Source organism: Limnohabitans sp. 2KL-3 (assembly GCF_001269405.1).
In the GTDB taxonomy this organism is placed as follows: domain Bacteria; phylum Pseudomonadota; class Gammaproteobacteria; order Burkholderiales; family Burkholderiaceae_C; genus Limnohabitans_A.
Genome location: NZ_CXON01000008.1, coordinates 127477 through 153895, shown reverse-complemented (window position 1 = coordinate 153895; position 26419 = coordinate 127477). Strand labels below are relative to the sequence as shown.

General features: G+C 61.4%; 22 protein-coding genes and 1 tRNA gene. 17 read left to right on the top strand and 6 right to left on the bottom strand.

Features of this window, described 5'->3' with window-relative positions:
* Positions 1-161: 161 nt before the first annotated feature.
* From AMM41_RS12345 to AMM41_RS12300, 10 genes are all read left to right on the top strand, one after another.
* Positions 162-1349 carry a substrate-binding domain-containing protein gene (locus AMM41_RS12345; RefSeq protein ID WP_089958539.1) on the top strand — a complete coding sequence of 396 codons (1188 nt, stop codon included), beginning with the start codon at positions 162-164 and terminating at the stop codon, positions 1347-1349.
* Between the two features lie 219 nt (positions 1350-1568).
* Positions 1569-2333 (top strand): ABC transporter ATP-binding protein, encoded by a 765-nt coding sequence (locus AMM41_RS12340; RefSeq protein ID WP_089958536.1) that lies wholly within the window; start codon positions 1569-1571, stop codon positions 2331-2333.
* Positions 2330-3055 (top strand): ABC transporter ATP-binding protein, encoded by a 726-nt coding sequence (locus AMM41_RS12335; RefSeq protein WP_089958531.1) that lies wholly within the window; start codon positions 2330-2332, stop codon positions 3053-3055. Before AMM41_RS12340 ends, AMM41_RS12335 begins: the two co-directional genes overlap by 4 nt.
* Positions 3052-4050 (top strand): branched-chain amino acid ABC transporter permease, encoded by a 999-nt coding sequence (locus tag AMM41_RS12330; protein ID WP_089958527.1) that lies wholly within the window; start codon positions 3052-3054, stop codon positions 4048-4050. The genes AMM41_RS12335 and AMM41_RS12330 overlap by 4 nt, the downstream gene beginning before the upstream one ends.
* A 10-nt stretch (positions 4051-4060) precedes the next feature.
* Positions 4061-5152, top strand: a complete 1092-nt coding sequence (locus AMM41_RS12325; protein ID WP_089958522.1) for a branched-chain amino acid ABC transporter permease — start codon at positions 4061-4063, stop codon at positions 5150-5152.
* A gap of 7 nt (positions 5153-5159) precedes the next feature.
* The gene (locus AMM41_RS12320) at positions 5160-6026 is read left to right on the top strand and encodes an alpha/beta fold hydrolase (protein WP_089958518.1); all 867 of its coding nucleotides are present in this window, start codon (positions 5160-5162) and stop codon (positions 6024-6026) included.
* A gap of 92 nt (positions 6027-6118) precedes the next feature.
* Positions 6119-7135: an ABC transporter substrate-binding protein gene (locus tag AMM41_RS12315; protein WP_089958506.1), complete on the top strand. Its 1017-nt coding sequence runs from the start codon at positions 6119-6121 to the stop codon at positions 7133-7135.
* A 13-nt stretch (positions 7136-7148) separates the two neighbouring features.
* Positions 7149-9350: an ABC transporter permease gene (locus tag AMM41_RS12310; RefSeq protein ID WP_089958502.1), complete on the top strand. Its 2202-nt coding sequence runs from the start codon at positions 7149-7151 to the stop codon at positions 9348-9350.
* Between the two features lie 17 nt (positions 9351-9367).
* Entirely contained in the window at positions 9368-10423 is a 1056-nt protein-coding gene (locus AMM41_RS12305; RefSeq protein WP_089958498.1) for an ABC transporter ATP-binding protein, read from the top strand.
* A gap of 160 nt (positions 10424-10583) precedes the next feature.
* Complete coding sequence (locus AMM41_RS12300; RefSeq protein WP_089958493.1) at positions 10584-11213, top strand: HAD family hydrolase; 630 nt, start codon at positions 10584-10586, stop codon at positions 11211-11213.
* A 606-nt stretch (positions 11214-11819) separates the two neighbouring features.
* Here the strand turns inward: AMM41_RS12300 and hemH are convergent.
* Positions 11820-12908 (bottom strand): ferrochelatase, encoded by a 1089-nt coding sequence (gene hemH, locus AMM41_RS12295; RefSeq protein ID WP_089958489.1) that lies wholly within the window; start codon positions 12906-12908, stop codon positions 11820-11822.
* Between the two features lie 20 nt (positions 12909-12928).
* On the opposite strand from hemH, the gene AMM41_RS12290 reads away from it, so the two are divergent.
* Both AMM41_RS12290 and AMM41_RS12280 read left to right on the top strand, forming a co-directional pair.
* Complete coding sequence (locus AMM41_RS12290) at positions 12929-13636, top strand: HAD family hydrolase (protein ID WP_089958484.1); 708 nt, start codon at positions 12929-12931, stop codon at positions 13634-13636.
* 380 nt (positions 13637-14016) lie between these two features.
* The gene (locus AMM41_RS12280; RefSeq protein WP_089958475.1) at positions 14017-14667 is read left to right on the top strand and encodes a glutathione S-transferase family protein; all 651 of its coding nucleotides are present in this window, start codon (positions 14017-14019) and stop codon (positions 14665-14667) included.
* Positions 14668-14908: 241 nt separating this feature from the next.
* Here the strand turns inward: AMM41_RS12280 and AMM41_RS12275 are convergent, their stop codons facing one another.
* From AMM41_RS12275 to AMM41_RS12265, 3 genes are all read right to left on the bottom strand, one after another.
* Positions 14909-16915, bottom strand: coding sequence for an alpha/beta hydrolase family protein (locus AMM41_RS12275; protein WP_089958472.1), 2007 nt, complete (start codon positions 16913-16915; stop codon positions 14909-14911).
* Positions 16916-17055: 140 nt separating this feature from the next.
* Positions 17056-17277 (bottom strand): helix-turn-helix domain-containing protein, encoded by a 222-nt coding sequence (locus tag AMM41_RS12270; protein WP_089958469.1) that lies wholly within the window; start codon positions 17275-17277, stop codon positions 17056-17058.
* A complete protein-coding gene (locus AMM41_RS12265; RefSeq protein ID WP_089958465.1) occupies positions 17277-17843 on the bottom strand; it encodes a hypothetical protein in 567 nt (188 codons plus the stop codon). The genes AMM41_RS12270 and AMM41_RS12265 overlap by 1 nt, the downstream gene beginning before the upstream one ends.
* Before the next feature lie 330 nt (positions 17844-18173).
* Between AMM41_RS12265 and AMM41_RS12260 the strand changes: the two genes are divergently transcribed.
* A complete protein-coding gene (locus tag AMM41_RS12260) occupies positions 18174-18401 on the top strand; it encodes a helix-turn-helix transcriptional regulator (RefSeq protein ID WP_089958645.1) in 228 nt (75 codons plus the stop codon).
* Between the two features lie 48 nt (positions 18402-18449).
* On the opposite strand, the gene hpnD is transcribed toward AMM41_RS12260, so the two are convergent.
* On the bottom strand, positions 18450-19289 hold the full coding sequence (gene hpnD, locus AMM41_RS12255) for a presqualene diphosphate synthase HpnD (protein WP_089958461.1): 840 nt from the start codon (positions 19287-19289) through the stop codon (positions 18450-18452).
* A gap of 57 nt (positions 19290-19346) precedes the next feature.
* On the bottom strand, positions 19347-20429 hold the full coding sequence (locus tag AMM41_RS12250; RefSeq protein WP_089958457.1) for a phytoene/squalene synthase family protein: 1083 nt from the start codon (positions 20427-20429) through the stop codon (positions 19347-19349).
* An 87-nt stretch (positions 20430-20516) separates the two neighbouring features.
* On the opposite strand from AMM41_RS12250, the gene AMM41_RS12245 reads away from it, so the two are divergent.
* The 4 genes from AMM41_RS12245 to tig all read left to right on the top strand — a co-directional run bounded on the left by AMM41_RS12245 (position 20517) and on the right by tig (position 26418).
* Positions 20517-21677: an efflux RND transporter periplasmic adaptor subunit gene (locus AMM41_RS12245; RefSeq protein ID WP_089958453.1), complete on the top strand. Its 1161-nt coding sequence runs from the start codon at positions 20517-20519 to the stop codon at positions 21675-21677.
* A gap of 4 nt (positions 21678-21681) precedes the next feature.
* On the top strand, positions 21682-24837 hold the full coding sequence (locus AMM41_RS12240) for an efflux RND transporter permease subunit (protein WP_089958449.1): 3156 nt from the start codon (positions 21682-21684) through the stop codon (positions 24835-24837).
* Between the two features lie 116 nt (positions 24838-24953).
* Positions 24954-25040: transfer RNA gene (locus tag AMM41_RS12235), tRNA-Leu, on the top strand.
* Positions 25041-25104: 64 nt separating this feature from the next.
* Positions 25105-26418 carry a trigger factor gene (tig, locus tag AMM41_RS12230; protein WP_089958446.1) on the top strand — a complete coding sequence of 438 codons (1314 nt, stop codon included), beginning with the start codon at positions 25105-25107 and terminating at the stop codon, positions 26416-26418.
* Position 26419 lies beyond the last annotated feature (1 nt).

The window sequence follows — 26419 nt, the reverse complement described above, 5'->3', positions numbered from 1 at the left end:
GTATTTATTTCAGACACATTGTGCTTGGTCTTTCAGCGTCATTTAAAAAGTGTTGATCTGACAAGGGTTTACGTGACGCGTTTGCGGCAACCGAGTTGGCACGGCTTGTGCACAATGACTGGGCACCGCACCTCAGCGGACCATTCCCACAGGAGACCCTCATGTTCCGTAGACACCTTGTTTCTTTGGCCGCGTTGGCCGTTTCAAGTGCTTTGATCCCAGCCGCCATGGCCCAGGGCAAAGACATCAAGATCGCCCACATCTACAGCAAGACCGGTCCCTTGGAGGCCTATGGCAAGCAGACCCAAACCGGTTTGATGATGGGCCTGAGTTATGCCACCGGCGGCACCATGGAAGTGGGCGGCCGCAAGATTGTGGTGATCGAAAAGGACGACCAAGGCAAGCCTGACCTGGGCAAGAACCTGCTGGCCGCCGCTTATGGCGACGACAAAGTGGACCTGGCTGTGGGCCCGACCGCCTCGCCCGTGGCCTTGGCCATGCTGCCCGTGGCCGAAGAGTACAAAAAGATTTTGCTGGTCGAGCCGGCTGTGGCCGACTCCATCACCGGTGACAAGTGGAACAAATACATCTTCCGCACCGGCCGCAACAGCAGCCAGGACGCGATTGCCAACGCCGTGGCGGTGGACAAGGACGGTGTGAGCGTGGTCACCATGGCGCAAGACTCGGCTTTTGGCCGTGACGGCGTCAAGGCCTTCAAGGAAGCGCTGAAAAAATCCAAGCTGGTGCACGAAGAGTACCTGCCGCCCGCCACCACCGACTTCACCGCCGGTGCCCAGCGCATGATCGACAAGCTCAAGGGCCAGCCCGGTCGCAAGATCATCTTCATCATTTGGGCCGGTGGCAACCCCTTCAAGATCGCCGACATGGACTTGAAGCGCTACGGCATCGAGATCGCCACGGGCGGCAACATCCTGCCCGCCATGGTGGCTTACAAGCAGTTCCCCGGCATGGAAGGCGCGGCTTACTATTACTTCGGCATGCCCAAGAACCCGGTGAACGACGCGATGGTGGCCTCGCACTACCAGCAGTTCAAGTCGCCACCCGACTTCTTCACCGCTGGTGGCTTCTCGTCGGCCATGGCTTTGGTGACGGCGCTCAAAAAGACCAACGGCGACACCAACACCAACAAGCTCATCAGCACCATGGAAGGTATGAGCTTTGACACGCCCAAAGGCAAGATGACTTTCCGCAAGGAAGACCACCAGGCCATGCAAAGCATGTACCACTTCAAGATCAAGATCGACCCGGCATTCGCTTGGGGCGTGCCCGAGCTGATCCGCGAGATCAAGCCTGAAGAAATGAACGTGCCGATTCGCAACAAACGTTGATGGTCTCAATGTAGGTCGGTGGCTTTAGCCCCGACGTGCAGGTTGAGCAAAGGTCTGTGTCGGAGCTGAAGCTCCGACCTACGGGGGAAATCTGTAGGTCGGTGGCTTCAGCCCCGACATTTTGGGTCAGCGCAGGCCTGTGTCGGAGCTGAAGCTCCGACCTACAAAAAATCACGTTCTTTTGCATTGACGGGTTCGCCCATTTTTTGAACTGATCTCATGCTTGAAACCCAAAACCTGACCGTGCGGTTTGGCGGTCATGTGGCGGTCAATGCGGTCTCTTGCCGCTTTGAACCCGGCACGCTCACGGCCATCGTCGGCCCCAACGGGGCGGGCAAAACGACGTACTTCAACCTGATCTCGGGGCAGTTGCCTGCGACCGATGGCAAGGTGCACCTGAACGGGCGTGAGTTGACGGGTTTGCCCGCATCTGCACGCACCCGCGCAGGCTTGGGCCGGGCGTTTCAGTTGACCAATTTGTTCCCCAATTTGTCGGTGCTGGAAAACGTGCGCCTGGCTGTGCAGGCCACCAAAGAGGGCGCACACCGCCGGGGCCTGAACCTGTGGAGCATCTGGAGCGACCACGCGGCTTTGACGAACCGCGCGTTGGAGATTTTGCAATCCGTGTCAATGACTGCACAGCAAGAAGCCCCTGTGGCCAGCTTGCCGCATGGCGACCAGCGCAAGCTCGAAGTGGCGCTCTTGATGGCGCTGGAGCCTTCGGTCTACATGTTTGACGAGCCCACCGCAGGCATGAGCCACGACGAAGCGCCAGTGATCCTGGATTTGATCCGGCAGCTCAAAAAAGACAAGACCAAAACCATCTTGCTGGTCGAGCACAAGATGGACGTGGTGCGCGAGTTGGCCGACCGCATCATCGTGCTGCACAACGGCCAGCTGGTGGCCGATGGCGAGCCGAACGAGGTGATCGCTTCGCCCATCGTGCAAGAGGCTTATTTGGGCAAAGCCAGGGAGGCAGCATGAGCACCAACCTGTTGACCCTCGAAGGCGTGCACACACACATCGGGGCGTACCACATCCTGCACGGGGTGGATTTGGCGGTGCCGCGTGGCGAGCTGACCATGCTGCTGGGCCGCAACGGCGCGGGCAAAACCACCACGCTGCGAACCATCATGGGCCTGTGGCAAGCGTCACAAGGGCGCATCACCTTTGGCGGCGAAGACATCACGCAACTCAACACGCCCGCCATTGCCCAAAAGAACATCGCTTATGTGCCGGAAAACATGGGCATCTTCTCGGATCTGACGGTGAAAGAAAACATGCTGCTGGCCGCCCGCAGCGCCCAAAACGCGGCGCAGATGGACGAAGCGCGGCTGCAGTGGATTTTCAAACTCTTCCCCGCAGTGGAGAAGTTCTGGAACCACCCGGCAGGCAAATTGTCTGGCGGGCAAAAGCAGATGCTGGCCGTGTCGCGGGCGATTGTGGAGCCGCGTGATCTGCTGATCATCGACGAGCCCAGCAAGGGTCTGGCCCCGGCCATCATCCAGAACATGATCGAGGCGTTTCAGCAGCTCAAACAGAGCGGCGTGACGATTTTGCTGGTCGAGCAAAACATCCACTTCGCCCAGCAGTTGGGCGACACCGTGGCCGTGATGGACAACGGCCGTGTGGTGCACGCGGGCCGCATGCAGGCGCTGGCCGATGACACGGCTTTGCAGCAATCCTTGTTGGGACTGGCTTTATGAGCACCATGAACAAACTCTTCGGCGATCTTGATGTGCGCCCCTTGCTGATGGTGCCCGTGCTGGCGCTGTTGGCATTTCCCTTGATCGGCTCGGGCTCGACCTGGCTCACGCTCACCGTGGCGGGCTTGGCCATGGGCATGATCATCTTCATCATGGCTTCGGGCCTGACGTTGGTGTTTGGCCTGATGGACGTGCTGAATTTCGGTCATGGCCTGTTCATCGCACTGGGCGCTTTTGTGGCCACCAGCGTGCTGGGGGCCATGGGGGACTGGACCGGCTCGGGCGAATGGTGGCGCAACATGGTGGCGGTGTTGCCCGCCATGTTGATTGCGATGGCCGTGGCCGCCGCTGTGGGCTTAGCCTTTGAGCGCTTCATCGTGCGGCCTGTGTATGGCCAGCACCTCAAGCAAATCCTCATCACCATGGGCGGCATGATCATTGGCGAGGAACTCATCAAGGTCATCTGGGGTCCGCTGCAGATTGCCTTGCCCTTGCCCGAAGCCATGCGCGGCTCGGTGCTCTGGGGCGATGCGGCCATCGAGAAATACCGCTTGTTGGCGGTGGCTGTGGGCCTGGCCGTGTTTGCCTTGCAAATGTGGGTGCTGGGCCGCACCAAGATCGGCCTGCTCATTCGCGCGGGCGTGCAAGACCGCGAGATGGTCGAGTCGCTGGGCTACCGCATCCGCCGCCTGTTTGTGGGCGTGTTTGTGGTGGGCAGCGCATTGGCCGGACTGGGTGGTGTCATGTGGGGCCTGTACCAGCAAAACGTGGTGCCGCAGATGGGGGCGCAGGTCAACGTGTTGATCTTCATCGTCATCATCATCGGCGGGCTGGGCTCCACGGGTGGCGCTTTGATCGGGGCATTGCTGGTGGGCTTGATGGCGAACTACACCGGCTTTTTGGCGCCCAAGTTGGCGCTGTTTTCCAACATCGCCCTGATGGCGGGTGTGTTGTTGTGGCGTCCGCAGGGTGTCTACCCTGTGGCCAACCGTTGAAAGTCCGCACATGCTCAACCGATTGATTTCCAACGACCACCCGCGCAGCCGCCTGCTGGCCGTCTTGCTGGTCCTCACCTTGCTGGGGCTGGCTTTTGCACCGTTTTTGTTCCCGGGCGTCAAGGCCTTGTCGGTCGCGGCCAAGGTGCTGATTTTTGTGGTGCTGGTGGCAGGCTTTGACCTGCTCTTGGGCTACACCGGCATCGTCAGCTTTGCGCACACCATGTTCTTTGGCATCGGCGCTTATGGCATCGCCATCTCGTCCAACACTTGGGGGCCGACCTGGGGCGCGATCGGGCTGGGTTTTGCGCTGTCGCTGGCACTCACGCTGGTGCTGTCGCTGGCGATTGGCTTGTTTTCGCTCCGGGTGCGGGCGATCTTTTTTGCCATGATCACACTGGCCGTGGCGGCCGCTTTCCAGACGCTGGCCTCGCAGTTGTCGGATTTCACCGGGGGCGAAGACGGCCTGAGTTTCAAGCTGCCCGAGCTGCTGCTGCCCAGCACCGAGTTCAGCGAAGAGCCGTTCCTCGGCGTCTCGCTGGATGGCCGCCTGCTTTGCTACTACCTGCTGTTTGTGTTGGCCGTGGGCATGCTCTTGTCGCTCCTGCGCATCGTTAATTCGCCGTTCGGCCGCGTGCTGCAGGCCATTCGCGAAAACGAGTTCCGTGCCGAAGCCATTGGTTACCGCGTGGTGGTTTACCGCACGCTGTCGAGTGTGCTGTCTGCGCTTTACGCCTGTGTGGCCGGTGCCATGTTGGCGCTTTGGCTGCGTTACAACGGGCCAGACACCTCGTTGAGTTTTGAAATCATGATGGACGTGCTCTTGATCGTGGTGATTGGCGGCATGGGCACCATCTATGGCGCGGCCATCGGCTCGGTGCTGTTCTTGCTCGCGCAAAGCTATTTGCAGGATTTGCTGCGATTGGCCAGCGAGGCGACTGCTGCCGTGCCTTTGCTGTCGGCCTTGCTCTCACCCGACCGCTGGCTGCTTTGGCTGGGCCTGCTGTTTGTGCTGTCGGTGTATTACTTCCCGACTGGGGTGGTGGGGCGTTTGCGCACCCGGGCCGCGCTGCGGGCATTGGCTTCCTCGAAACAGGCTTGAGGCTGATATGGCTTTCACATCCCACTACATCCGCTGCGCCGGTCTGGAAATCCATTACACCGACTGGGGCAAGGCCGAACAAGGCACCGTGATCGCCTGGCACGGCCTGGCCCGCACCGGGCGCGACATGGACGAGCTGGCCGCGCATCTGAGCGCTCGGGGCTGGCGCGTGATTTGCCCGGACACGGTGGGCCGAGGTTTGTCGCAGTGGAGCGCTGACCCGGAAAACGAATACTGCCTGGCCTTTTACGCCCGCATCGCCCGCGAGCTCATGGACGGCCTGCAGCTGCGTGCCGTGCACTGGGTGGGCACTTCCATGGGCGGTGCGATCGGCACCCTGTGCGCGGCGGGACTGGTCGAGCCCAGCTTGAAGCACCGCATCCTGAGCCTCACGCTCAACGACAACGCGCCTGAGCTGGCGCAAACGGCCATCGACCGCATCAAGGCCTATGCGGGCACGCCCCCGGCTTTTGCCACGGTGACCGAACTCGAAGCATTTTTACGCCAGGTCTACAAGCCCTATGGGTGGCTCAGCGACGCCCAATGGCGACGCCTGGCCGAAACGTCCACCCGCCGATTGCCCGATGGGCGCGTCACGCCGCACTACGACCCGGCGATGGTGGCGCAGTTCACCGCGCACCCCCATGACTACCTGATTTGGGACCACTACGATGCCCTGAAACTGCCCGTGCTCTTGTTGCGCGGGGTGGAGTCGGATTTGGTGCTGCCCACAACGGTGGCCGAAATGCGCCGCCGGGGTCCGGGCGCACGCGGTTTGCTCAAACACATCGAGGTGCCCGGCTGCGGTCATGCCCCGGCGCTGAATGTGCTGCAGCAACTCGAATGGGTGACCGAGTTCATCGAAGCCGTGTGAGTGGGACAAGTCATCTGCATGGGTGTTTTCACTCTGGTGGGCGGAGTTGAAGTGGACGCACAATAGCCCCTTCAATTTTTGGAGTTTTTTTCATGAAGTCCTACAAGCTGTTGCCCTTGCTGGCCCTGTTGGCGGCGAGCGCTCAAGCCCAAAACCGCGAGGTCAACATCATTTGTTCGGCCCAAGCCGCTTGGTGCAGCATGATTGCGGTCACTTTTGAAAAGAGCCAGGGCATCAAGGTCAACATGACGGCCAAGGGCTCGGGCGAAGCGATTGCCCAGCTGGCTGCAGAAAAAGCCAACCCCAAGACCGACATCTGGTTTGGCGGCACGGGCGACCCACACCTGCAAGCGGCTGAACAAAACCTGAGCCTCGAATACAAATCGCCCACCTTGCCCAAGCTGCACGATTGGGCGCAGAAGCAAGCGGCGCAGGCTGGCTACAAAACTGTCGGCATTTATTCCGGCCCCTTGGGCTTTGGCTACAACACCGAGCTGCTGGCCAAGAAAAAACTGCCCGTGCCCAAGACCTGGGGCGACCTGCTCAAGCCCGAATACAAAGGCGAAATCCAGTCGGCCAACCCGGCGTCCAGCGGCACGGCTTACACCATGATCGCCACCTTGGTGCAGCTCATGGGCGAAGACAAAGCCTTTGAGTACCTCAAGGGTTTGCACAAGAACATCGGCACCTACACCCGCTCGGGCACTGGCCCCATCAAGGCGGTGGCGCGGGGCGAAACGGCCGTGTCCATCAGCTTTGTGCACGACGGCCCCGGTGAAAAAGCCCAAGGTTTCCCGATTGAAACCATCACCCCGGCAGACGGCACGGGGGCCGAAATTGGCTCCATGTCCATCGTGCGCGGCAGCCGCAACTTGGAGGCCGCCAAGAAGTTTTACGAATGGGCGCTGACCCCTGCCGCCCAAGAGCTGGCTGCGGCCACCTTGCAGTTCCAGCTGCCTTCGCACAAAGAGGCCAAAGTGGACCCGCGCGTGCCGGACTTCCGCAAGATCAAGATGATCAACTACGACTACGCCAAATACGGCCAAACCGCTGAGCGCCGCCGCCTGATCCAGCGCTGGGAAAAAGAAGTCAATTCGCTGCCGCGCTGAGTGAAAGTCTGAGATGAATCCAGCGTTGCGTTTGCAGCGCGCATTGCAAGGGTGGGTCCTTTTGGGCTTGCTCAGCTTTGCGCTGCTGCCTTGGTATTTTTTGCAGCAAATGTCCTTGGTGCAGGCCTTGCCCGGCGTGTGGGCCGGGGCCGAAACCGCCAGTGGCTGGGCACAGGCCTTGCAACACGGGCGGCCTTGGTTGTGGTCGGCTGCGCTGGGTTTGGGCGGCTGCGCCTTGGCGGTCATGCGGCCTTGGCCTGCCCGCCAGCAAGGCGCCCTGTTGTTGCTGGGCAGCTTGACGGGCTTGCTGGGCGTGCTGGGCAGTGGTTTTGCCATTGGGGCCACGGGCTGGGCTTTTGCATCGCTGGAATCGGCGTGGGGCGCTTTGCCGGTTGGCCAGTACGGCATGGGCTGGGGCGCTGCGCTGGTCTTGCTCAGTCTGTTGGTGCTTTTGGGTGCTGCGCTGGCGCGTTTGGGCGGTTTCAGGGGTGATGTGTTTGTGGCCGCAGCGGTGGTCGGCTGCACGGCGCTGCTGGCGCTGTTCGTGGTCTACCCGGTGCTGCGCTCTTTGGTGGCCGCTTGGGTGGACGATGCGGGCGCTTATGCCTGGGGGCACCTGCTGGACCGCGTGGCCACCGAACGCGTTTGGGGTCTGGGCTGCATGCAGGGCGAGGGGCGCTGTGGCGTCGCTTGGAACACTTTGTGGCTGGCCTTCATCACCGCCACCGGCACCACCGTCATGGGCACTTTGCTGGCCCTGTGGGCTGAACGAGGCGGCACGCGCTTGTCCAAACCGCTCAATATTTTGGCCATGCTGCCCATCATCACGCCGCCCTTTGTGGTGGGACTGGGCTTGATTCTGTTGTTTGGCCGTGCGGGCCTGTTCAACCAAGGCTTGGAGTGGGCCTTCGGCATCGAGCCCGGGCGCTGGTTTTACGGCGTGTTTGGCATCTGGCTGGCGCAGATGTTCGCCTTCACGCCCATTGCCTTCATGATCATGCGCGGCGTGGTGCAGGGCGTGAGCCCCAGCATGGAAGAGGCTGCACAAACCCTGCGGGCCAGCCGCATGCAAACCTTCTGGACGGTGACGTTGCCCCTGCTCAAGCCGGGGCTGGCCAACGCCTTTCTGGTGGGTTTCATCGAGAGCATGGCTGACTTTGGCAACCCCATCATTCTGGGTGGGCAGTACGCGGTGCTGTCCACCGAAATCTTTTTTGCCATCGTGGGCGCGGCACTGGACCCGGGCATGGCCGCAGCTTTGGCGCTGGTGCTCACGGCCTTTGCGCTGGCGGTGTTTTTGGTGCAGCGCCGGGTGCTCTCGGGCAGCAGTTTCACCACCGTCTCGGGCAAGGGCGATGCGGGCGTGGCCATGGCTTTGCCGCCTGCGGTGCTGCGTGTGTGCCGCAGCGTGGCAGGACCGTGGCTCTTGTTCACCGTGGTGGTGTACCTGTTTGCGTTTGCGGGCGGCTTTGTGCAGACCTGGGGGCGTGACTTCAGCTTCACGCTGGCGCATTTCAAAACTGCGTTCGATGTGCAGCAGGGCGAGTTTGGCTGGGTGTTTGCGGGCACGGCCTGGAAGTCGCTCTTCACCACGCTCAGCCTGTCGGCCATGGCCGCGCCCATTTGCGCGGGCGTGGGCTTGCTGATCGCCTGGTTGCTGGCCCGCACCGAGTTCCGGGGCAAGGCGGCGTTCGAATTTTCTGCACTGCTGACCTTCGCCATTCCGGGCACTGTGCTGGGCGTGAGCTACATCCTGGCCTTCAATGTGCCGCCTGTAGAGCTGACCGGCACCGGGCTGGTCATCGTGTTGTGTTTTGTGTTCCGCAATTTGCCGGTGGGCGTGCGGGCGGGCACGGCGGCCTTCAAGCAGCTGGACCGGTCGCTGGACGAAGCCTCGCAAATGCTGCGGGCCAGCACGCTGACCACACTGCGCCGGGTGGTGTTGCCGCTGCTCAAACCCGCGCTGGTGGCGGCGCTGGTTTACAGCTTTGTGCGCTCGATGACGACGGTGTCGGCGGTGATCTTTTTGGTCACGGCGCAATACGAGCTGGCCACGACCTACATCATTGGCCGCGTGGGCAATGGCGACTATGGCGTGGCGCTGGCTTACTGCACGGTGCTCATGGTGCTCATGTCGGTCATCACCTGGGGCATACAAAAGCTGGTGGGCCAGCGGCAGCTGGGGCGGCGGGCCACTGTGGTCACATCGGCTTGAGACAAGGATTCAACAGCATGGGCATTCAATTCAAACAAGTCACCAAACGCTATGGCGGGGCCAACTCGCCACTGGTGGTGCAGGGCATCGACTTTTTGGTGCCCAAGGGCAACTTGACCACCATCTTGGGGCCATCAGGCTGCGGCAAAACCACCACCTTGCGCATGATCGCGGGGCTGGAAGCGCCCTCGGGCGGGCAGATTTTGATCGACGGTGTGGACGTGACACATCTGGGCCCGTCCGAGCGCAATGTGAGCATGGTGTTCCAAAGCTACGCGCTGTTCCCGCACATGAACGTGATCGGCAACGTGCGCTACGGCTTGGACGTGAGCGGTGTGCACAAAGCCGAAGCTTTGGAGCGTGCCCAAAAAAGCCTGGCTCTGGTGGGGCTGGCGGGTTACGAAGAGCGCCTGCCCAGTGAACTGTCGGGTGGTCAGCAGCAACGCGTGGCCCTGGCCCGCGCCCTGGTGCTGGAGCCTTCGGTGTTGCTCTTTGATGAGCCACTGTCCAACTTGGACGCCCGGCTGCGCCGGTCCATGCGCGACGAGATTCGCCATCTGCAGCAGCGCTTGGGCCTGACGGTGGCCTATGTGACGCACGACCAAAGCGAAGCCCTGGCCGTGAGCGACCAGATCATCGTCATGGAGGCAGGGCGCATTGCGCAGGCGGGCACGCCGCAAGACCTGTATGAACGCCCGACCTCGGCCTTTGTGGCCGGCTTCATGGGCGAGGCGGTGCTGTTTGATGGACAGTCGCTCAGCGACGGCATGGTGCAGCTGGGCCCGCTGCGGCTGGTGCCGCGCCACCTGGTCGCCCCCGGTGCGGTGCGTGCAGCGGTGCGCCCCGAGGCTTGGTTGGTGGGGCGTGAGCTGGCGGGAGGCGAACAGCCCCAGCAGGTTTTGCGCGGTTTGCTCAAACAGTGTGCCTATTTGGGCAGCTTCATGGAGCTGACATTTGAGACCGAGTTGGGTCCGGTGTTTGTGGTGTCCCCCGAGGTGGGCCGCGACTGGCGCATCGGCCAAGTGCTGGCCCTGAGCCTGCCCGGCCGCAGCATTGCTGCGGTTGCGGTGTGAGTTTGTGTCAAGGTGCCCCATGGGGGTGCATGCTGAAACAGAGTCCGGTGTCTTTTGGAGGTCGGTGGCTTTATCCCCGACACAGTGCACCGCTGACATTTGTCGGAGCTAAAGCTCCGACCTACGGCCCCTTGAATGGGCCAACAAAGAAAGACATGCAATGAGCCAAGACGTGGTGTTTGATTTGGGCGGTGTGGTGTTTCGCTGGCAGCCGCTGATGCTGCTGCAAGAGCTGTTCCCAGCGCAAGTGCGCAGCGAGGCCGAGGCCCGCCAATGGGCCAGCCAGATTTTTGAAACCTTTCACCCCGAGGCCGACTGGGCGCTGTTTGACCTGGGCCGCATCGAGCCCGAGCCGCTGGCCCAACGCATCGCCGCCCGCACCGGTTTGGCTGAGGCCGATTTGCGGCACTTGATTGCCTGCATCCCCGCGCACCTGCAGCCCATCCCCGGCACGGTGGACCTGATCCACGCGCTGAAAGCGCAAGGCCATCGGCTGTATTACCTGTCCAACATGCCTGCAGGCTATGCCGAGCATCTGGTGCGGGTGAACCCGTTTTTCAGCCAATTTGACGACGGCATCTTTTCAGCGCATGTGCAGCAGATCAAACCCAAGCCCGACATTTTTGCCACGGCGCAAGCGCGGTGGCCATTGCGCGGCCAGCCGGTGTTCATCGACGACGTGCAACACAACATCGACGCTGCCGAGCAACACGGCTGGCAGGGCATCCGCTTTGAGACGCCGGAGCAGGTGAGGGCGGACTTGGTGGTGCGGGGGTGGTTGGGCGCTTGACGGCCCGCTGGTCAGCGGCATCAGCCCTGACATGCTGAGTCTGTGCCATTGCCCAACGGGCGCGTCAATCCAGCACAGAGCTGCCTCGTACTGAACGGCTGGGTGTGGGCACTGAGATCGGCCAAGGTATCGCCGTGGGTGCCCCGTCCTCGGGTCGATGGAGGTGCCCTGCGAGGCTTTTCGCGACGGGGGCGTCGCTCCTACAGGGGGGCACTTGTATTTTGTGGGAGCCCCGCCCTCGGGGCGATGGGTGGTGGTCTGCGGGGCTTTTCGCGACGGGGGCGTCGCTCCTACAAGGGGGCACTTGTATTTTGTAGGAGCCCCGCCCTCGGGGCGATGGAAGTGGTCTGCGAGGCTTTTCGCGACGGGGGCGTCGCTCCTACAAGGGGGCCTCCTGCATTTTGTAGGAGCCCCGCCCTCGGGGCGATGGAAGTGGTCTGCGAGGCTTTTCGCGACGGGGGCGTCGCTCCTACAAGGGGCCTCCTGCATTTTGTGGGAGCCCCGCCCTCGGGGCGATTATTGGTGGTTTGCGAGGGTGATCGCGACGGGGGCGTCGCTCCTACAAAAATTCGGGCATGCCAACTTCACTTGGCCGAATCAACCCTGTCAGTTTTTCGCCCCATGCGCCAATGCCCGCTCCCGGCTGGCGGCCAGTGCCTTGGCATCCGGCACTGACAAATCCCAACCCTGCATGTGCCCCAGGCTGATGTCGGCCAAAGCCTCAATCCACTGCGCATGGTTGTTCAGGCAGGAGATGTAGCTGAAGCTTTCGCCGCCTGCATGCAGGAAGGCTTCTTGCGCTTCTTGCTGGATTTCTTCCAGCGTTTCCAGGCAGTCGCTGGTAAAGCCCGGGCAGATCACGTCGACCTTTTTCACGCCTTGCTGCGCCATGGCGATCAGCGTGGGTTCGGTGTAGGGCTCCAGCCATTTGGCTTTGCCAAACCGCGACTGGAAGGTGAGTTTGTATTGGTCTTTGGACAGGCCCAGCGCTTCGGCCAGCAGGCGGCCGGTTTTCATGCATTCGCAGTGGTAAGGGTCGCCCAGTTGCAGGGTGCGTTCGGGCACGCCATGGAAACTCATCACCAACTTTTCGGCCTGGCCGTTGGCCGCCCAGTGTTCACGCACGGTTTGTGCCAGCGCAGCGATGTAGCGCGGGTCGTCGTGGTAGCGGTTGACAAAGCGCATCTCGGGCACCAGCCGGGTTTTCAGGCCCCAGCGGTAAACGGCGTCGAACACGCTGGCCGTGGTGGTTCCGCTGTATTGGGGGTAGGCGGGCACGATCAGCACGCGCTGCACGCCTTCTGCCTTGAGGGCGTTCAGCTGTTCGGGGATGGACGGCTGGCCGTAACGCATGGCGTAGCGCACCGATACGCTGTGGCCGCGCTCTTGCAGCGCGGTGCCCAGCGAATGGGCTTGTTGTTCGGTGAACACTTTGAGCGGCGAGCCGCCTTCGGTCCAAATGCTGGCGTATTTGGCGGCCGACTTTTTGGGGCGCACCCGCAAAATGATGCCGTGCAGGATCAGCCACCAGATGGGTTTGGGGATCTCCACCACGCGGCTGTCGCCCAAAAATTCGGCCAGGTACTTGCGCAGGGCAGGGGCGGTGGGGGCACTGGGGGTGCCGAGGTTGCAATACAAGACGGCCGTTTTGGCGGCTTGACCATGCTGGAAGGAGGGTTCTTTTTGAAATGCCATGTGGGGTATTCTCCCTCACCATGATTGACATTCCACGAATCAAAGCCATTACCCTCGATCTGGACGACACTTTGTGGCCCGTCTGGCCCACCATTGGCCGGGCCGAGGCCGTGTTGACCGCATGGCTGACCGCACATGCGCCCAGCACGGCGGCGCTGTCGGCCGATGCCGAGCTCAAAAAAGCCGTTCGCGCCGAGATCAACGCCCGCCACGCCGACCGGGCGCACGATTTGTCGTTTTTGCGCTTGCAGTCGATTCGCGCCTTGTTGCAGCAAGCCGGGGATCCGGTGCACCTGGCCGAGCCTGCGTTTGAGGCCTTTTTTGCCGAACGCCAGCGGGTGGACTTGTTTGACGATGCGCTGCCCGCCTTGGCCTTTTGGAGCCAGCGCTATCCGGTGGTGGCCTTGTCGAATGGCAACGCCGATGTGCACCGCGTGGGCATTGGCCAGCACTTTCACGCCAGCGTGAGCGCCCAGTCGCTGGGCGTGGCCAAGCCGGACCTGCGCATCTTTGTGGCCGGTGCCGAGGCCGCAGGTGTGGCACCGCACGAGGTGCTGCACATTGGCGACGACGCACATGCCGACTGCGTGGGCGCTTTGGCTGCCGGCATGCAGGTGGCTTGGCTCAACCGCGAAGGCCACGAGTGGACCCACGGCGACACCCGGCCGCACCTGGAGGTGCGAGACTTGCACGCACTGTGCGCCAGCTGGCCCGAATACGCTGATTGATCCGGTCCTGCGGGGTTTGAGGTGAACGGTTTGTCTTCGGCATTGCGATCAGTGATGAGAGCCGAGTGGGGGCCATTCCCTCGGGGCGATCGTCATTTTGTGGGAGCCCCGCCCTCGGGGCGATTCTTGGTTGTCTGCGGGGCTTTATCGCGACGAGGGCATCGCTCCTACAGGGGAGATGCCCTGCACTTTGTGGGAGCCCTGCATTTTGTGGGAGCCCCCGCCCTCGGGGCGATTCTTGGTGGTCTGTGGGGCTTTATCGCGATGAGGGCGTCGCTCCTACAAAAAGGCGTTCATGCAGACATCATTGGCTTGGATCAATCGTCGGTGGCTTCAGCCCCGACATGGAAGCTGCGCTATCTGAACAGGAGGAAACTGACATGACATTGAAAATTTACGGCATTGGCGCATCGCGTGCCGCACGTCCTTTGTGGGCTGCGTTGGAGCTGGGTGTGCCGTTTGAGCACATTGCCACGCCTTACCAAGGCGGTGCCACGCGCACGCCCGAGTTTTTGGCCATCAACCCCAATGGTCACATTCCGGTGGTGGTGGACGAGCGCCCCGAAGGCGCGGTCACCGTGTGGGAGAGCATGGCCTGCGCCTTGTACATTGCCCGTGTGCACGGCCAGGCCGATGGCCAGTCGATCACACCTGCCAATGCCCGCGAAGAGGCCGAGGCCCTGCGCTGGAGTTTTTGGACGGTGTCTGAGCTGGAGAGTGATGCGCTCACGGTGCTCATGCACCGCATGGCCATGCCCGCCGAGCAGCGCAAACCCGAGTTGGCCGATCGCGCCGAAAGTCGCCTGAAAGTGCCCTTGGCCGTGCTGGAAAAACACCTGCAGGCCCAAAATGCCCAAGGGCAGGCTTATCTGGCCGACAACCGCTTCACCGTGGCCGACGTGTGCGTGGCCAGTGTGGTCAGTTGGGTGCGTCCAGCCGGGGATTTGTTGGCGCAGTACCCAGCCCTTTCCGCCTGGCTGCATGCCTGTGTGGAGCGTCCTGCCCACAAGCAAGCCCGTGCGCTGAAGTGAAGGGCGGGGGCATTGCGCTCAGCGATGTGAACCGTTTGGGAGCCCCGCCCTCGGGGCGATTCTTGGTGGTCTGCGAGGGTGATCGCGACGAGGGCGTCGCTCCTACGGGGGCATTGCGCTGCATTTTGTAGGAGCCCCGCCCTCGGGGCGATTCTTGGTGGTCTGCGAGGCTTATCGCGATTGGGGCGTCGCTCCTTCAAAAAAGCGTTCATGCGAGATGCTTTTTGGGTGATCCATAGCCCTAAAACAACTTCGCCCCCAGCTCAAAAAAGTCAAACCCGCCCGTGCGACCGCCCAGGCAACGGGCCAGGAAGTCTTCGATTTTGCGGTAGGCGACCATGTTGTCCTGCCACCTGTGAAAGCCATGTCCGGCTTTGTCGAACAAGGCCAGTTCAACCGGCTTGCCGTTCGCCCGCAGGGCCTCGGCCATTTGCAGCGACTGGCTGACTTTGACGCGGGGGTCGTGCTTGCCGTGCATCAACAAAATCGGGCCTTGCACGCGGTCGGCTTTGAAAAGCGGTGAGCGCTCTTGCATGGCAGCGCGTTGGGCGGGGTTGGCGGGGTTGCCCACATAGCGAATCCAGAGGGGTTTGCCCAACTCCCAATAAGGCGGCGCGTCGTTCAGCAGAGCGGCCAGGTCGGTCACGCCTACATGGCTGATGGCGCAGCGGAATCGCCCCGGTGTGTGCGTCATGCCCACCAGGCTGGCGTAGCCGCCATAACTGGCCCCGCTGATGGCCACGCGTTTCGGGTCCACCACGCCTTGGGCCACCAGGGTATCGACAGCATCGGTCAGGTCGCTGTGCATCTTGCCTGCAAATTCACCTTGACCCGCGTTCATGAAGGCTTTGCCATACCCGCTGGAGCCCCGGTAGTTGACTTGCAGCACGGCATAGCCCCGGTTGGTCAGAAAGGACAACATGGGGTCGTTGCTTTGATGCACATCTCGCCTCCACGGACCGCCATGCACGTAGACCACCGTGGGGTAGGGCTTGGCCACGCCCGGCGGCAAGCTCAGGTAGCCATGCACATCCAGGCCATCGCCACTTTTGAAGGTGACGGGCTGTTGCGGTGCCAGGGGCGCAGTGGCGTTCATGCGGCTGCTGCCCAGTTGGGCCAGCACCTCAAAGGACTGCGTTTGCTGGTCGTAGAGCACATGCTCGCCGCCGTTGTGGCGGGTCACGGTGGCGCTCATCCAGCGCTCGTCGTCGCTCCGGTTGTTGATGCTGACGCGGGCATCGCTTTGGCCTTTGAGCTTTTGCAGGGCTTGGGCGAGTGCGCTATCAAAGACCTGCCATTGCTGGGTGTCGGGGTCGGACACCACCGCCACGGGACGGTTTTGCAGGCGACTCCAGATGACACCGACCAAGTCCACGCGGGCATCGGCGTGTTCGAAGCGCTCGGCACCATCGTGCAAGTTGATCTCGACCAGTGCCAGTTTGTCGCGCCCCCGGTTGGACATGGCCCACCAGTGGCCGGGTGTGGCGCTGGGGGCCACAGGGGTCAGGGTGTCAAAGTAACTGACTTCAAAGCGGCGGCTCCAGGCCTGTTGGGCGGTGTCCAACGGGGTTTCGAAAACCCATGTCGCGTCCTCAAGCCGGGCACGACCGATCACCGCACCGTCATCGTTGACCAGCCATGTGCCCACATGGCCGGGATTGGTGGCCAACAATTTGAGTTTGCCGGTGGCCATGCTGTAGCGGTACACGTCGTCGAACTTGGGGTCACGCCGATTGCTGGCAATGATCAGGTCGCTGCTGTAGGGCAAGGTGCGCAGGATGTACGAACGGGTCCCGGCAAACGGGGTCAGGTCTCTGGCGGCTTGTTGGGGTTGGTCGGTGTCGAGCATCCAGACGTGGGTGTTTTCGTCAGCTTGGTCGGAAATCTGCAGCAAGATGTGGCGGCTGTCGCGTGCCCAGACGCCACCGCCTGAAATTTTGTAGCTCTTGATCTCAGCTGTTTTCAGGTTTTTGACAAACAGCCCCGGCCCCAGACCCAAGCGGGCCACCCACATCAGGCGCTCTCCGTTGGGCGAAATTTGATAAGCACCTGACCCGTCCCAGTCGGCCACCAGATCCCGCACGGGGATCAAGGCAGGGGCCGCGTTGCTGGACGGCGTGGGCACGCTGGCGCAAGCGGCCAGCGCCGTGATCAAGGCGGTCAGGCTCCAGCGTGTCAGACGGGTGCGGATGGGCAATGGGGTGAGGCGCATGGCTGTATAGCAGGTCTGGGTGGACAGGGGGGTCATGGTTGTTGTGCTGGAGGGGTGTAGGCGGCTTGAAAGTCCGCGCCCTCGTTCATCCGCTCAATGACGTGCAGCAAGTTTGGGCTCCCCACTTGGGCCAGCCGTCGGTCGCAGTCGGTCCTGTGTGAGGGTGCGCAGTCGGATCATGTGGACTCGGGTGGTTGGGGTTCATGAACCAACAAATCCCCCGGCTGGCATTGCAAGACTTCGCAGATGCGCTCCAGCGTGTCAAAGCGCACGCCTTTGACCTTGCCGGACTTGAGCAGGGAAATGTTGACTTCGGAGATGCCGACGGCGGCGGCCAGGTCGCGTGAACGCATCTTGCGGCGGGCCAGCATCAGGTCGAGGTGGACGACGATGGGCATCAGACAAACGCCTTGTTTTCTTCGGCGATTTCCGACATCCAGGCCATGAGGTAAGACAGCATGAGCAGGACGCCGCAAATCAACAGGCCCAGCAAGTCGCTGGGGTGTATTTCCCAATTCCAGAGCTGAGATTGAGGGGGCAGGTGCAGGGTGACCAGGTAACTCCAGAGTGGGCGGGTCACGATGCCCAGCACGGCACAACCCAAGCCTGCCCAGGCACCGCGTTGCAGCCAGCTGCTGGTGATGGTGCTCAAGCCCATGTCGCGCAGCAAATGTTGGGTGCCTTGCCACAAACAAATGACAGCGGCCAACAACAGGAACCACAGGGTCAGATTGAGTCCAACGGCGCTGCCGAGTTGCCAACTCGCACCAGTGTTGAGATCGCGTTGCCAATAACTGCCGACCTTGTGCAGAAATTCCGAGGGGTCTCGCAAGGGGTGAAGAATGTGAAGCAGCACCCAGAGTGTGTAGATGCTGCCCAGGACTCTCAGGGTCCAGATGACTGTGGCGACTTTGCGCCGCAGTGGGGCGTGACGCTTTGCGGATGGGGTGATTGATGAGTTCATGCGATGCCTCCTTGTGAAAGGAGTCCATTGGAACTCAAAAATAAAATTTAAACAATAAAAATTTATTGTTTTGTATTAAATTTTTATTTCAAAATAGTTCTGTAGGGATGTTCAGAGCCGCACCAGCGCCTGCATCTTCGAAGCCAGCCACAGCTTGCGCAGCAGCGTGAGCTCGCTACCTGCCGTCGTCGAGTGACAGGTTGATTTCCCGTACGGGAAATGATTGAGCCTTATGCCCTTGAAATACAAAAAATTTCCCGTTCGGGAAATGCACCTGGTCTTGAAGTGAGTTTTGGTACAAAATTTCCTGAACGGGAAATTTACCAAGCCATGACCAGCATTCGAACACCACAGCAATTGGGTGAGGCCATCCGCGCCGCCCGCAAGCAGCTCGCGCTCACGCAGCCTCAGTTGGCCTTGGCGGCAGGGGTCGGTGTGCGCTTTGTCGTGGAGCTGGAGGCGGGCAAACCCACGGTCCGACTGGCACAGGTGCTGCGCGTCCTGCACGCGCTGGGTGGCGAGATCCATATCACTGGCTTGCCAGAAGTTGGCGTCTGACGTTTTTGCTGAGACGTCATGCCGTGCACGCCCTTTAAGTTGAGCACCTCAAAACCGCCCCAGCGCCTGCATCTTCCACGCCAGCCACAGCTTGCGCAGGGGCGTGAGCGCGATGCGCTGGTGCAGCACCTGAAAGCCCGAGGCTTCGATTTCGCGCAGCAAGGTGCGGTAGATGCTGGCCATCATGAGGCCGGGTTTTTGGGCGCGGCGGTCGGCCGCAGGCAGCAGGGCCAGGGCTTCGTCGTACAGGGCGTGTGCGCGGTCGGTCTGGAACTTCATCAGGGCGGTGAAGCGGTCTGAATAGTCGCGCTGCATCAGGTCTTGGGCTTTGACGCCAAAGCGTTGCTGTTCGTCCAGCGGCAAATAGATGCGCCCGCGCATGGCGTCTTCGCCCACGTCGCGGATGATGTTGGTCATCTGAAAGGCCAGGCCCAGTTTGTGCGCATAGGCCGTGGTCGACTCGTCGGTCTGGCCAAAGATACGGGCGGCGACTTCGCCCACCACACCGGCCACCAGGTGGCAGTATTTCGTCAGGCCCGCAAAGTCCAAGTAGCGGGTTTGGTTCAGGTCCATCTGGCAGCCTTCGATCACGGCCATGAGGTGGCGGCTTTCGATGCCGAAGGCGGGGGCCAGGGGCATGAGGGCGTGCATGACGGGGTGGCTGGGCTGGCCTGCGTAGGCTTGTTGCACTTCTTTTTGCCACCAGGCGAGTTTGGTGGCGGCCACGCTGGGGTCTTTGATTTCATCGACCACGTCGTCCACTTCGCGGCAAAACGCATAAAAGGCGGTGATGGCGGCACGCCGCTCGGGGGGCAAAAACAAAAAGGCGTAATAGAAGCTGCTGCCCGAGGCGGCGGCTTTTTGCTGGACGTAGTCTTGCGGGCTCATGGGCTGGGATTCTCGCACCTAAAGTGGCGTGTCAAAGCGCAAGGTCATGGTGCGGGCTCAAGACAGGTCTTTGCCGCTCAGTTGCCGAAATTCTCTGTCCAGCACGGCCGCTGATCCGAATCTCAAGGCGATGCGCCAGAGCAAGGCGCGTATTTCGTGGCGCGGCATTTTGACGCGTTGGCCCAAGGCTGCAGGTCCGGCTTGGCGCAACAGGGCCACGGTGCGCGCCCCAATCAAGGCGGGCAGAGCGCTGGCCAGGCGCAGGCGCAGGGGTTTGAGCGCCGTGGCGTAGCGCATGCCGCAGGCCAATTGGGTTTGGGTGTGGTCCAGCCAATGGCTGTACAGCGGGGCCAAGGCTTGCAGAGTGCCTGCATCCCGGTTTTGGGCGGCATGAGCGAGCAGTTCAGGCGACAGGCCTGCTTGCGCCAAAGTCTCCACCGGCCAGTAGCAGCGCCCGGCGGTCAGGTCGGCACCGGCGTCTCGGATGATGTTCAGGCGCTGAAGGCCCATGCCGTATTCGCGCCCGATGCGCATCATCTCGTTTTGCGGCAGCAGGCTGTAGCCGGGCAGGTGACGGCCGCACAGCTCGGTCCAGAACTCGCCCACGCAACCGGCCACGAGCCAGGTGTAGTCGGCCAACTCGGCTTCGGTTTGCAGGGCCTCAAGCCCCTGCGGGCCTGAGTTAAAGCGGGCCATGTCCAGCTGCTGTCCTCGGGTGATGTGGCCCAACACGCCGCGAACGCTGGCTTGGTCGTCCAGCTTGAGGGTGTGCAAGAGCGGCAGGCATTGGGGCAGGGCCTGCATCAGGGCGCGTTCGTGGGGGTCGGTTTGTTGTGCGGCAAAGGCTTGGGTCAGGCGGGTCAGTTCTGGGTTTTTCAAGGCCCAGGCGTGCGGGTCGGCGATGGTTTGGGTCATCAGGTCCAGCAGCACTTGGCGCTCGCCCAGGGGCAATGCGGTGGTGTCGGCCACGGTGTCGGTGGCACGGGCCAGCAAGTAGCCAATGGCCACGGGGGCTTGCAGGGCCGGGGGCAGGAGACGGATGGACAGGTCAAATGAGCGCGACACGCCGCGCAAAATTTGCCGGTGTGCCGCGCTCAGGGTTTGACTTTGGCGGGGCTGGATGGGTGAGGCTGTTTGCATGGTTAATCCCTATTGTCGCTTGACAGAAAGCCTGTGTTTGAATAGATTACTAACCAGTCAGTCATTATCTTTTTCTCCGGGAATTCCATGCCAAGCTCTTTGTCACTCGCCACGCGGCGAGTTTTTCATTTTTGTGCCACCGCCCTTGTTTTGGCGACTTTGGCTGCTTGTTCCAAAAAGGAGGCTCCACAAGAGCCCTTGCGTTCGGTCAAGCTGGTCACGGTGTCGGGGTCTGATTTGAATGTGTCGGGTGAGTATTCGGGCGAGGTGCGGGCACGGGTGGAGTCTCGTTTGGGGTTTCAGGTGGCGGGCAAGCTGGTGCAGCGCCCCGCCGAGCCGGGTCAGCGTGTGGCGGCGGGTCAGTTGCTGGCCTTGATCGATGCCAAAGATTACCAATTGGCAGCCCAGGCGGCGGCGGCTCAGGTGGTGTCGGCCCAGAGTCAGCGCGATTTGGCTGCGGCAGATTTCAAGCGTTTTGAGGCTTTGAAGGCGCAAAACTTCATCAGCGGTGCCGACTTGGAGCGGCGTGACGCCACGCTCAAAGCGGCCGATGCACAACTCAAGCAAGCCAAGGCCCAGGCGCAAGCCCAAAACAACCAAGCCGGTTATGCCCGTTTGACGGCCACCCAGTCGGGCGTGATCACGGGCGTTGACGCCGAGGTGGGCCAGGTGGTGTCCGCAGGTCAGCCGGTGGTGCGCCTGGCGCACGATGGCCCCCGCGATGCGGTGTTTGCCGTGTCCGAGGCCATGGCGATGGCCCTGAAAGTGGGTCAGACCCTGCGGGCGACCTTGGTGAGCACGGGCCAGCCTTTGCAGGGCAAGGTGCGAGAACTGGCCGCCAGTGCCGATCCCGTGACGCGCACTTACACCGTGAAGCTGGCGCTGGAGGCGTCTGAGCGACTGCCTTTGGGCAGCACCGTCAATGTGTTGGCCACCCAATTGCCGGGCAGTCAGGCGGGGATGATCAAGTTGCCCACCAGTGCTTTGCGCCAAGAAGGGGCTGGCACGGTGGTGTGGGTGTTTGATCCGGCCAGCATGACGGTCAACACCCAGCCCGTTCAGGTGGGGGCGGTTGAAGGCAATGAGGTGGTGATTTCCTCGGGCCTCAAACCCGGGCAGCAGGTGGTGAGTGCGGGTGTGCATGTCCTCTCGCCCGGCCAGAAGGTGACGGTTTACAACGCGCCAGCTCCGGCTGCGGCCCCGGTGGCCACCCCCGCCTTGGCAGGCGCATCTGCAGCGCAGCGGTGATCGCATGAGCAGCACCGACAACACCCGTTTCAACCTCTCGCGCTGGGCGCTGGAGCACCCGGCCCTGACCCGCTACCTGATGGTGGTGCTGATGGTTTTGGGCATGGCGTCTTATTTTCAACTGGGGCAGGATGAAGACCCGCCCTTTACCTTTCGGGCTATGGTGGTTCGGGCCTACTGGCCCGGGGCCACGGCTGCGCAAATGGCCGAGCAGGTGACCGACAAAATTGAGCGCACCCTGCAAGAGGTGCCTTTTGCCGACAAGATCCGCAGTTATTCCAAGCCGGGTGAGGCGCAAATCATTTTCCAGATCAAGGACAACTCCAAGCCCGGCGATGTGCCCCAGGTCTGGTATGCCGTGCGCAAAAAAATCGGCGACATGCGTGGCAGTTTGCCGCCAGGCGTTGTGGGACCGTTTTTTAACGATGAGTTTGGCGATGTATACGGGGTGATTTACGCCATCAGCGGGCAGGGCTTCACGCCTGCCGAGATCAAGACGCAGGCCGACAGCTTGCGGCAACAGTTGCTGCGTGTGCCCGATGTGGCCAAGGTGGAGCTGTTTGGCGTTCAAGACGAAAAGATTTTTATCGAAGTGTCGCAAAAGAAGCTCGCGCAAATGGGCTTGGACATGGGTGCTGTGTTGGCCCAGTTGTCCCAGCAAAACGCGGTGGAGTCGGCGGGCAGTGTTCAATCGCCAGCCGATGTGGTGCAGGTGCGTGTGGGGGGGCAGTTGCAGTCCCTGCAAGATCTGCAGGCCATGCCGATTCGGGGTGCTTCGGGGGCGCAAATCCGCTTGTCTGACATCGCCACCGTGACGCGGGGTTATGCCGATCCGGCCAGCGTGAAGGTGCGCCACGACGGCCAGGAAGTGATTGCCTTGGGAGTTTCCATGGGCAAAGGCGGGGACATCATTGCTTTGGGCAAGTCTTTGCGTGGCACGATCGAAGCCACCCAGGCCAGCTTGCCTGCAGGCATGACCCTGACGCAGGTGCAGGACCAGCCCAGTGCGGTGTCGACTTCGGTCAATGAGTTCATCAAGGTGCTGATCGAGGCCGTGGTGATTGTGTTGGCGGTGAGCTTTTTGGCGCTGGGCCTGCACAAGCGGCCGGGCCACAACCCCTTTTGGCGGCGTTGGACCTTGGACATTCGCCCCGGTTTGGTGGTGGGCATCACCATTCCGCTGGTGTTGGCTGTGACCTTTTTGGCCATGCACTATCTGGGCATTGGTTTGCACAAAATTTCGCTCGGCTCGCTCATCATTGCATTGGGCCTGCTGGTGGACGACGCCATCATTGCGGTAGAGATGATGGTGCGCAAGATGGAGGAGGGGTACGACAAGGTGCGTGCCGCGACCTTTGCTTATGAATTGACGGCCATGCCGATGCTCACGGGCACCTTGATCACGGCGGCGGGCTTTTTGCCGATTGGCATGGCCAAGTCCATGACGGGCGAGTACACCTTTGCGATTTTTGCGGTCACGGTGGTGGCTTTGCTGGTCAGTTGGGTGGCCTCGGTTTATTTTGTGCCGTATTTGGGGGCTGTTTTGCTCAAACCCCCAGCCCACGTTTTGTCGGCCGCGCAGCTGGACTCGGCCGAGATGTTCAACACGCCGTTTTACCGCCACTTCCGCACTTGGGTGACTTGGTGTGTGACGCACCGCTGGAAGACGATCGCCATCACGGTGTTCCTGTTTGCCATGGGGATCGTGGGCATGGGCAAGGTGCAGCAGCAGTTTTTCCCGGACTCTTCGCGCCCTGAAATCATGGTGGACTTGTGGCTGCCAGAGGGCTCGCCATTCAAGGCCAGTGAGGACATGGCCAAACGGGTCGAGCTTCGCTTGGCCCAAGAGGCAGGTGTGAAATCGGTCACGACGTGGGTGGGCTCGGGTGTGCCGCGCTTTTATCTGCCGCTGGACCAGGTCTTTCCGCAGACCAACGTGTCGCAATTGATCGTGTTGCCAACCGACTTGAAAACCCGTGAAATTTTGAGGGCCAAGCTGCCCGCTTTGCTGGCCCAGGAGTTTCCCGAGGTGCGTGGGCGTGTCAAGTTGCTGCCCAACGGGCCGCCTGTGCCTTACCCGGTGCAGTTTCGCGTGGTGGGACCCGATCCGCAGGTTTTGCGCTTGAAGGCCGATGAGATCAAGGCTCAAATGCGCTTGAATCCGAACACCCGGGGTGTGAACGACAACTGGAACGAGTCGGTCAAGTCGGTTCGCCTGGAAATCGACCAAGCCCAAGCGCGGGCCTTGGGGGTGACCAGCCAGTCGATTGCACAGGCTTCTCGCACTTTGCTCAGTGGCACGCCCGTGGGGCAGTTCCGCGAAGGCGACAAGCTCATCGATATCGTGTTGCGCCAGCCTCTGGCCGAGCGCGATGCCTTGTCAGACTTGGGTCAAGCCTACGTGCCCACGGCCTCAGGTCGCTCGATTCCTCTGCTGCAGGTGGCCAGACCGGTGTTTGCCTGGGAGCCAGGGGTGATGTGGCGCGAGGGGCGGCAGTTTGCCATCACCGTGCAAGCCGATATTGCAGAGGGCCTGCAAGGGGCCACGGTCACGGCGCAGTTGCTGCCCGACCTGAAAAAAACCGAGGCCACTTGGCAAGGTCAGGGCTTGATGGGCTACCGCATTGAGGTGGCCGGCGCTGTGGAAGAAAGCTCCAAAGGATCGGCCTCGATTGCGGCGGGCGTGCCCGTCATGTTGTTCATCACCTTCACCTTGCTCATGCTGCAGCTGCAAAGTTTCAGCCGCGCGATGCTGGTGTTTTTGACCGGGCCTTTGGGCATGGCGGGTGTAGCGGGGGCTTTGTTGGTTCTTGACCGGCCGTTTGGTTTTGTCGCGCTGCTGGGCGTGATTGCGCTCATGGGCATGATTCAACGCAACTCGGTGATCTTGATCGACCAAATTGAGCAGGACCGGGCGGCGGGCATGGCCCCATGGCAGGCGATTGTGGAGTCGGCGGTGCGCCGTTTGCGCCCGATTGTGTTGACCGCTGCTGCAGCAGTTTTGGCCATGATCCCGCTGTCGCGCAGCATTTTCTGGGGGCCGATGGCGGTGGCCATCATGGGGGGGCTGGTGGTGGCAACGGCCTTGACCTTGCTGGCGCTGCCGGCCATGTATGCCGCTTGGTTCAGAATTGAACGGCCAAATCAAGCCCATGCCTGAATTTGGGCAATTGAAGCGGCTAAAATAGAAAGTTGACCGATTTCAAGCGGGCGGTCAGGTGTGTCAAAGGGCTTTAGGGCCTTGTGATGGGCCTGACGCCCTTTTTGTTTGGACATGCGCGGGTGGCGAAATTGGTAGACGCACCAGGTTTAGGTCCTGACGGTGGCAACACTGTGCGGGTTCGAGTCCCGCCCCGCGCACCAACTGACTTGTGGCAACAGGGTTGACCTGTTGGCCTGTGAGACATTCAATTAACCGAGAACGACGATGACTGTGACTGTTGAAACCCTTGAAAAGCTGGAACGCAAGATCACCCTGACTGTGCCTGTGACGGCCATCCAGTCTGAAGTGGATGCTCGCCTGAAGAAAATGGCCCGCACCGTCAAGATGGACGGTTTCCGTCCAGGCAAAGTGCCCATGAACGTGGTCGCTCAGCGTTACGGTTACTCGGTTCAGTACGAAGTTCTGAACGACAAAGTGGGTGAAGCCTTCTCGGTGGCGGCCAATGAAGCCCAAGTGCGTGTGGCCGGCCAGCCCCGCATCTCTGAAAAAGAAGGCGCACCCGAAGGTCAATTGACTTTTGATGCCATTTTTGAGGTCTATCCCGAAGTCAAGCTGGGCAACCTGGCCGACACCGAAGTCGAAAAACTCACGGCTGAAGTGTCCGATGCCGCCATCGACAAAACCATCGACATCCTGCGCAAGCAGCGCCGTACCTTCGCCCAGCGTGCACAAGATGTGGCTGCCCAAGAGGGTGACCGTGCCACCATCGACTTCGAAGGCAAGATCGATGGTGAAGTGTTCTCTGGCGGCAAAGCCGATGACTTCCAGTTCATTTTGGGCGACGGCCAGATGCTCAAGGAATTCGAAGATGCCGTGAGCGGCATGAAAACGGGCGAGAGCAAGACTTTCCCCTTGGCTTTCCCTGCCGATTACCACGGCCAAGATGTGGCTGGCAAAACAGCCGACTTCATGGTCACGGTCAAGAAACTCGAAGCCGCCCATTTGCCTGAAGTCAACGAAGCCCTGGCCAAGTCCTTGGGCATTGCCGACGCCACTGTCGAAGGTCTGCGTGCCGACATCCGCAAAAACCTCGAGCGTGAAGTCAAGTTCCGCTTGCTGGCTCGCAACAAGCAAGCCGCCATGGACGCCCTGGTGTCCAAGGCCGAGCTGGACCTGCCCCAAGCCATCGTGCAAAACGAAATCGAGCGTCTGAAGGAAGGTGCTCGCGCAGATCTGAAGCAGCGCGGCGTCAAGGATGCTGACAAGGCCCCGATTCCCGATGACATCTTCCGTCCCCAAGCCGAGCAGCGCGTGCGCCTGGGTCTGGTGGTCGCTGAGGTTGTGCGCGGCAACACACTGCACGCCAAGCCTGAGCAAATCCAAGCCCACATTCTCGAGTTGGCCTCCAGCTACGAGCGTCCAGAAGACGTGGTGCGTTGGTACAACAGCGACAACCAGCGTTTGGCCGAAGTCGAGGCTGTGGTCATTGAGAGCAATGTGTCTGATTTCGTTTTGGGCCAAGCCAAGGTCACCGAAAAAGCCATCACGTTTGAAGAGCTGATGGGCCAGCAGGCCTGAT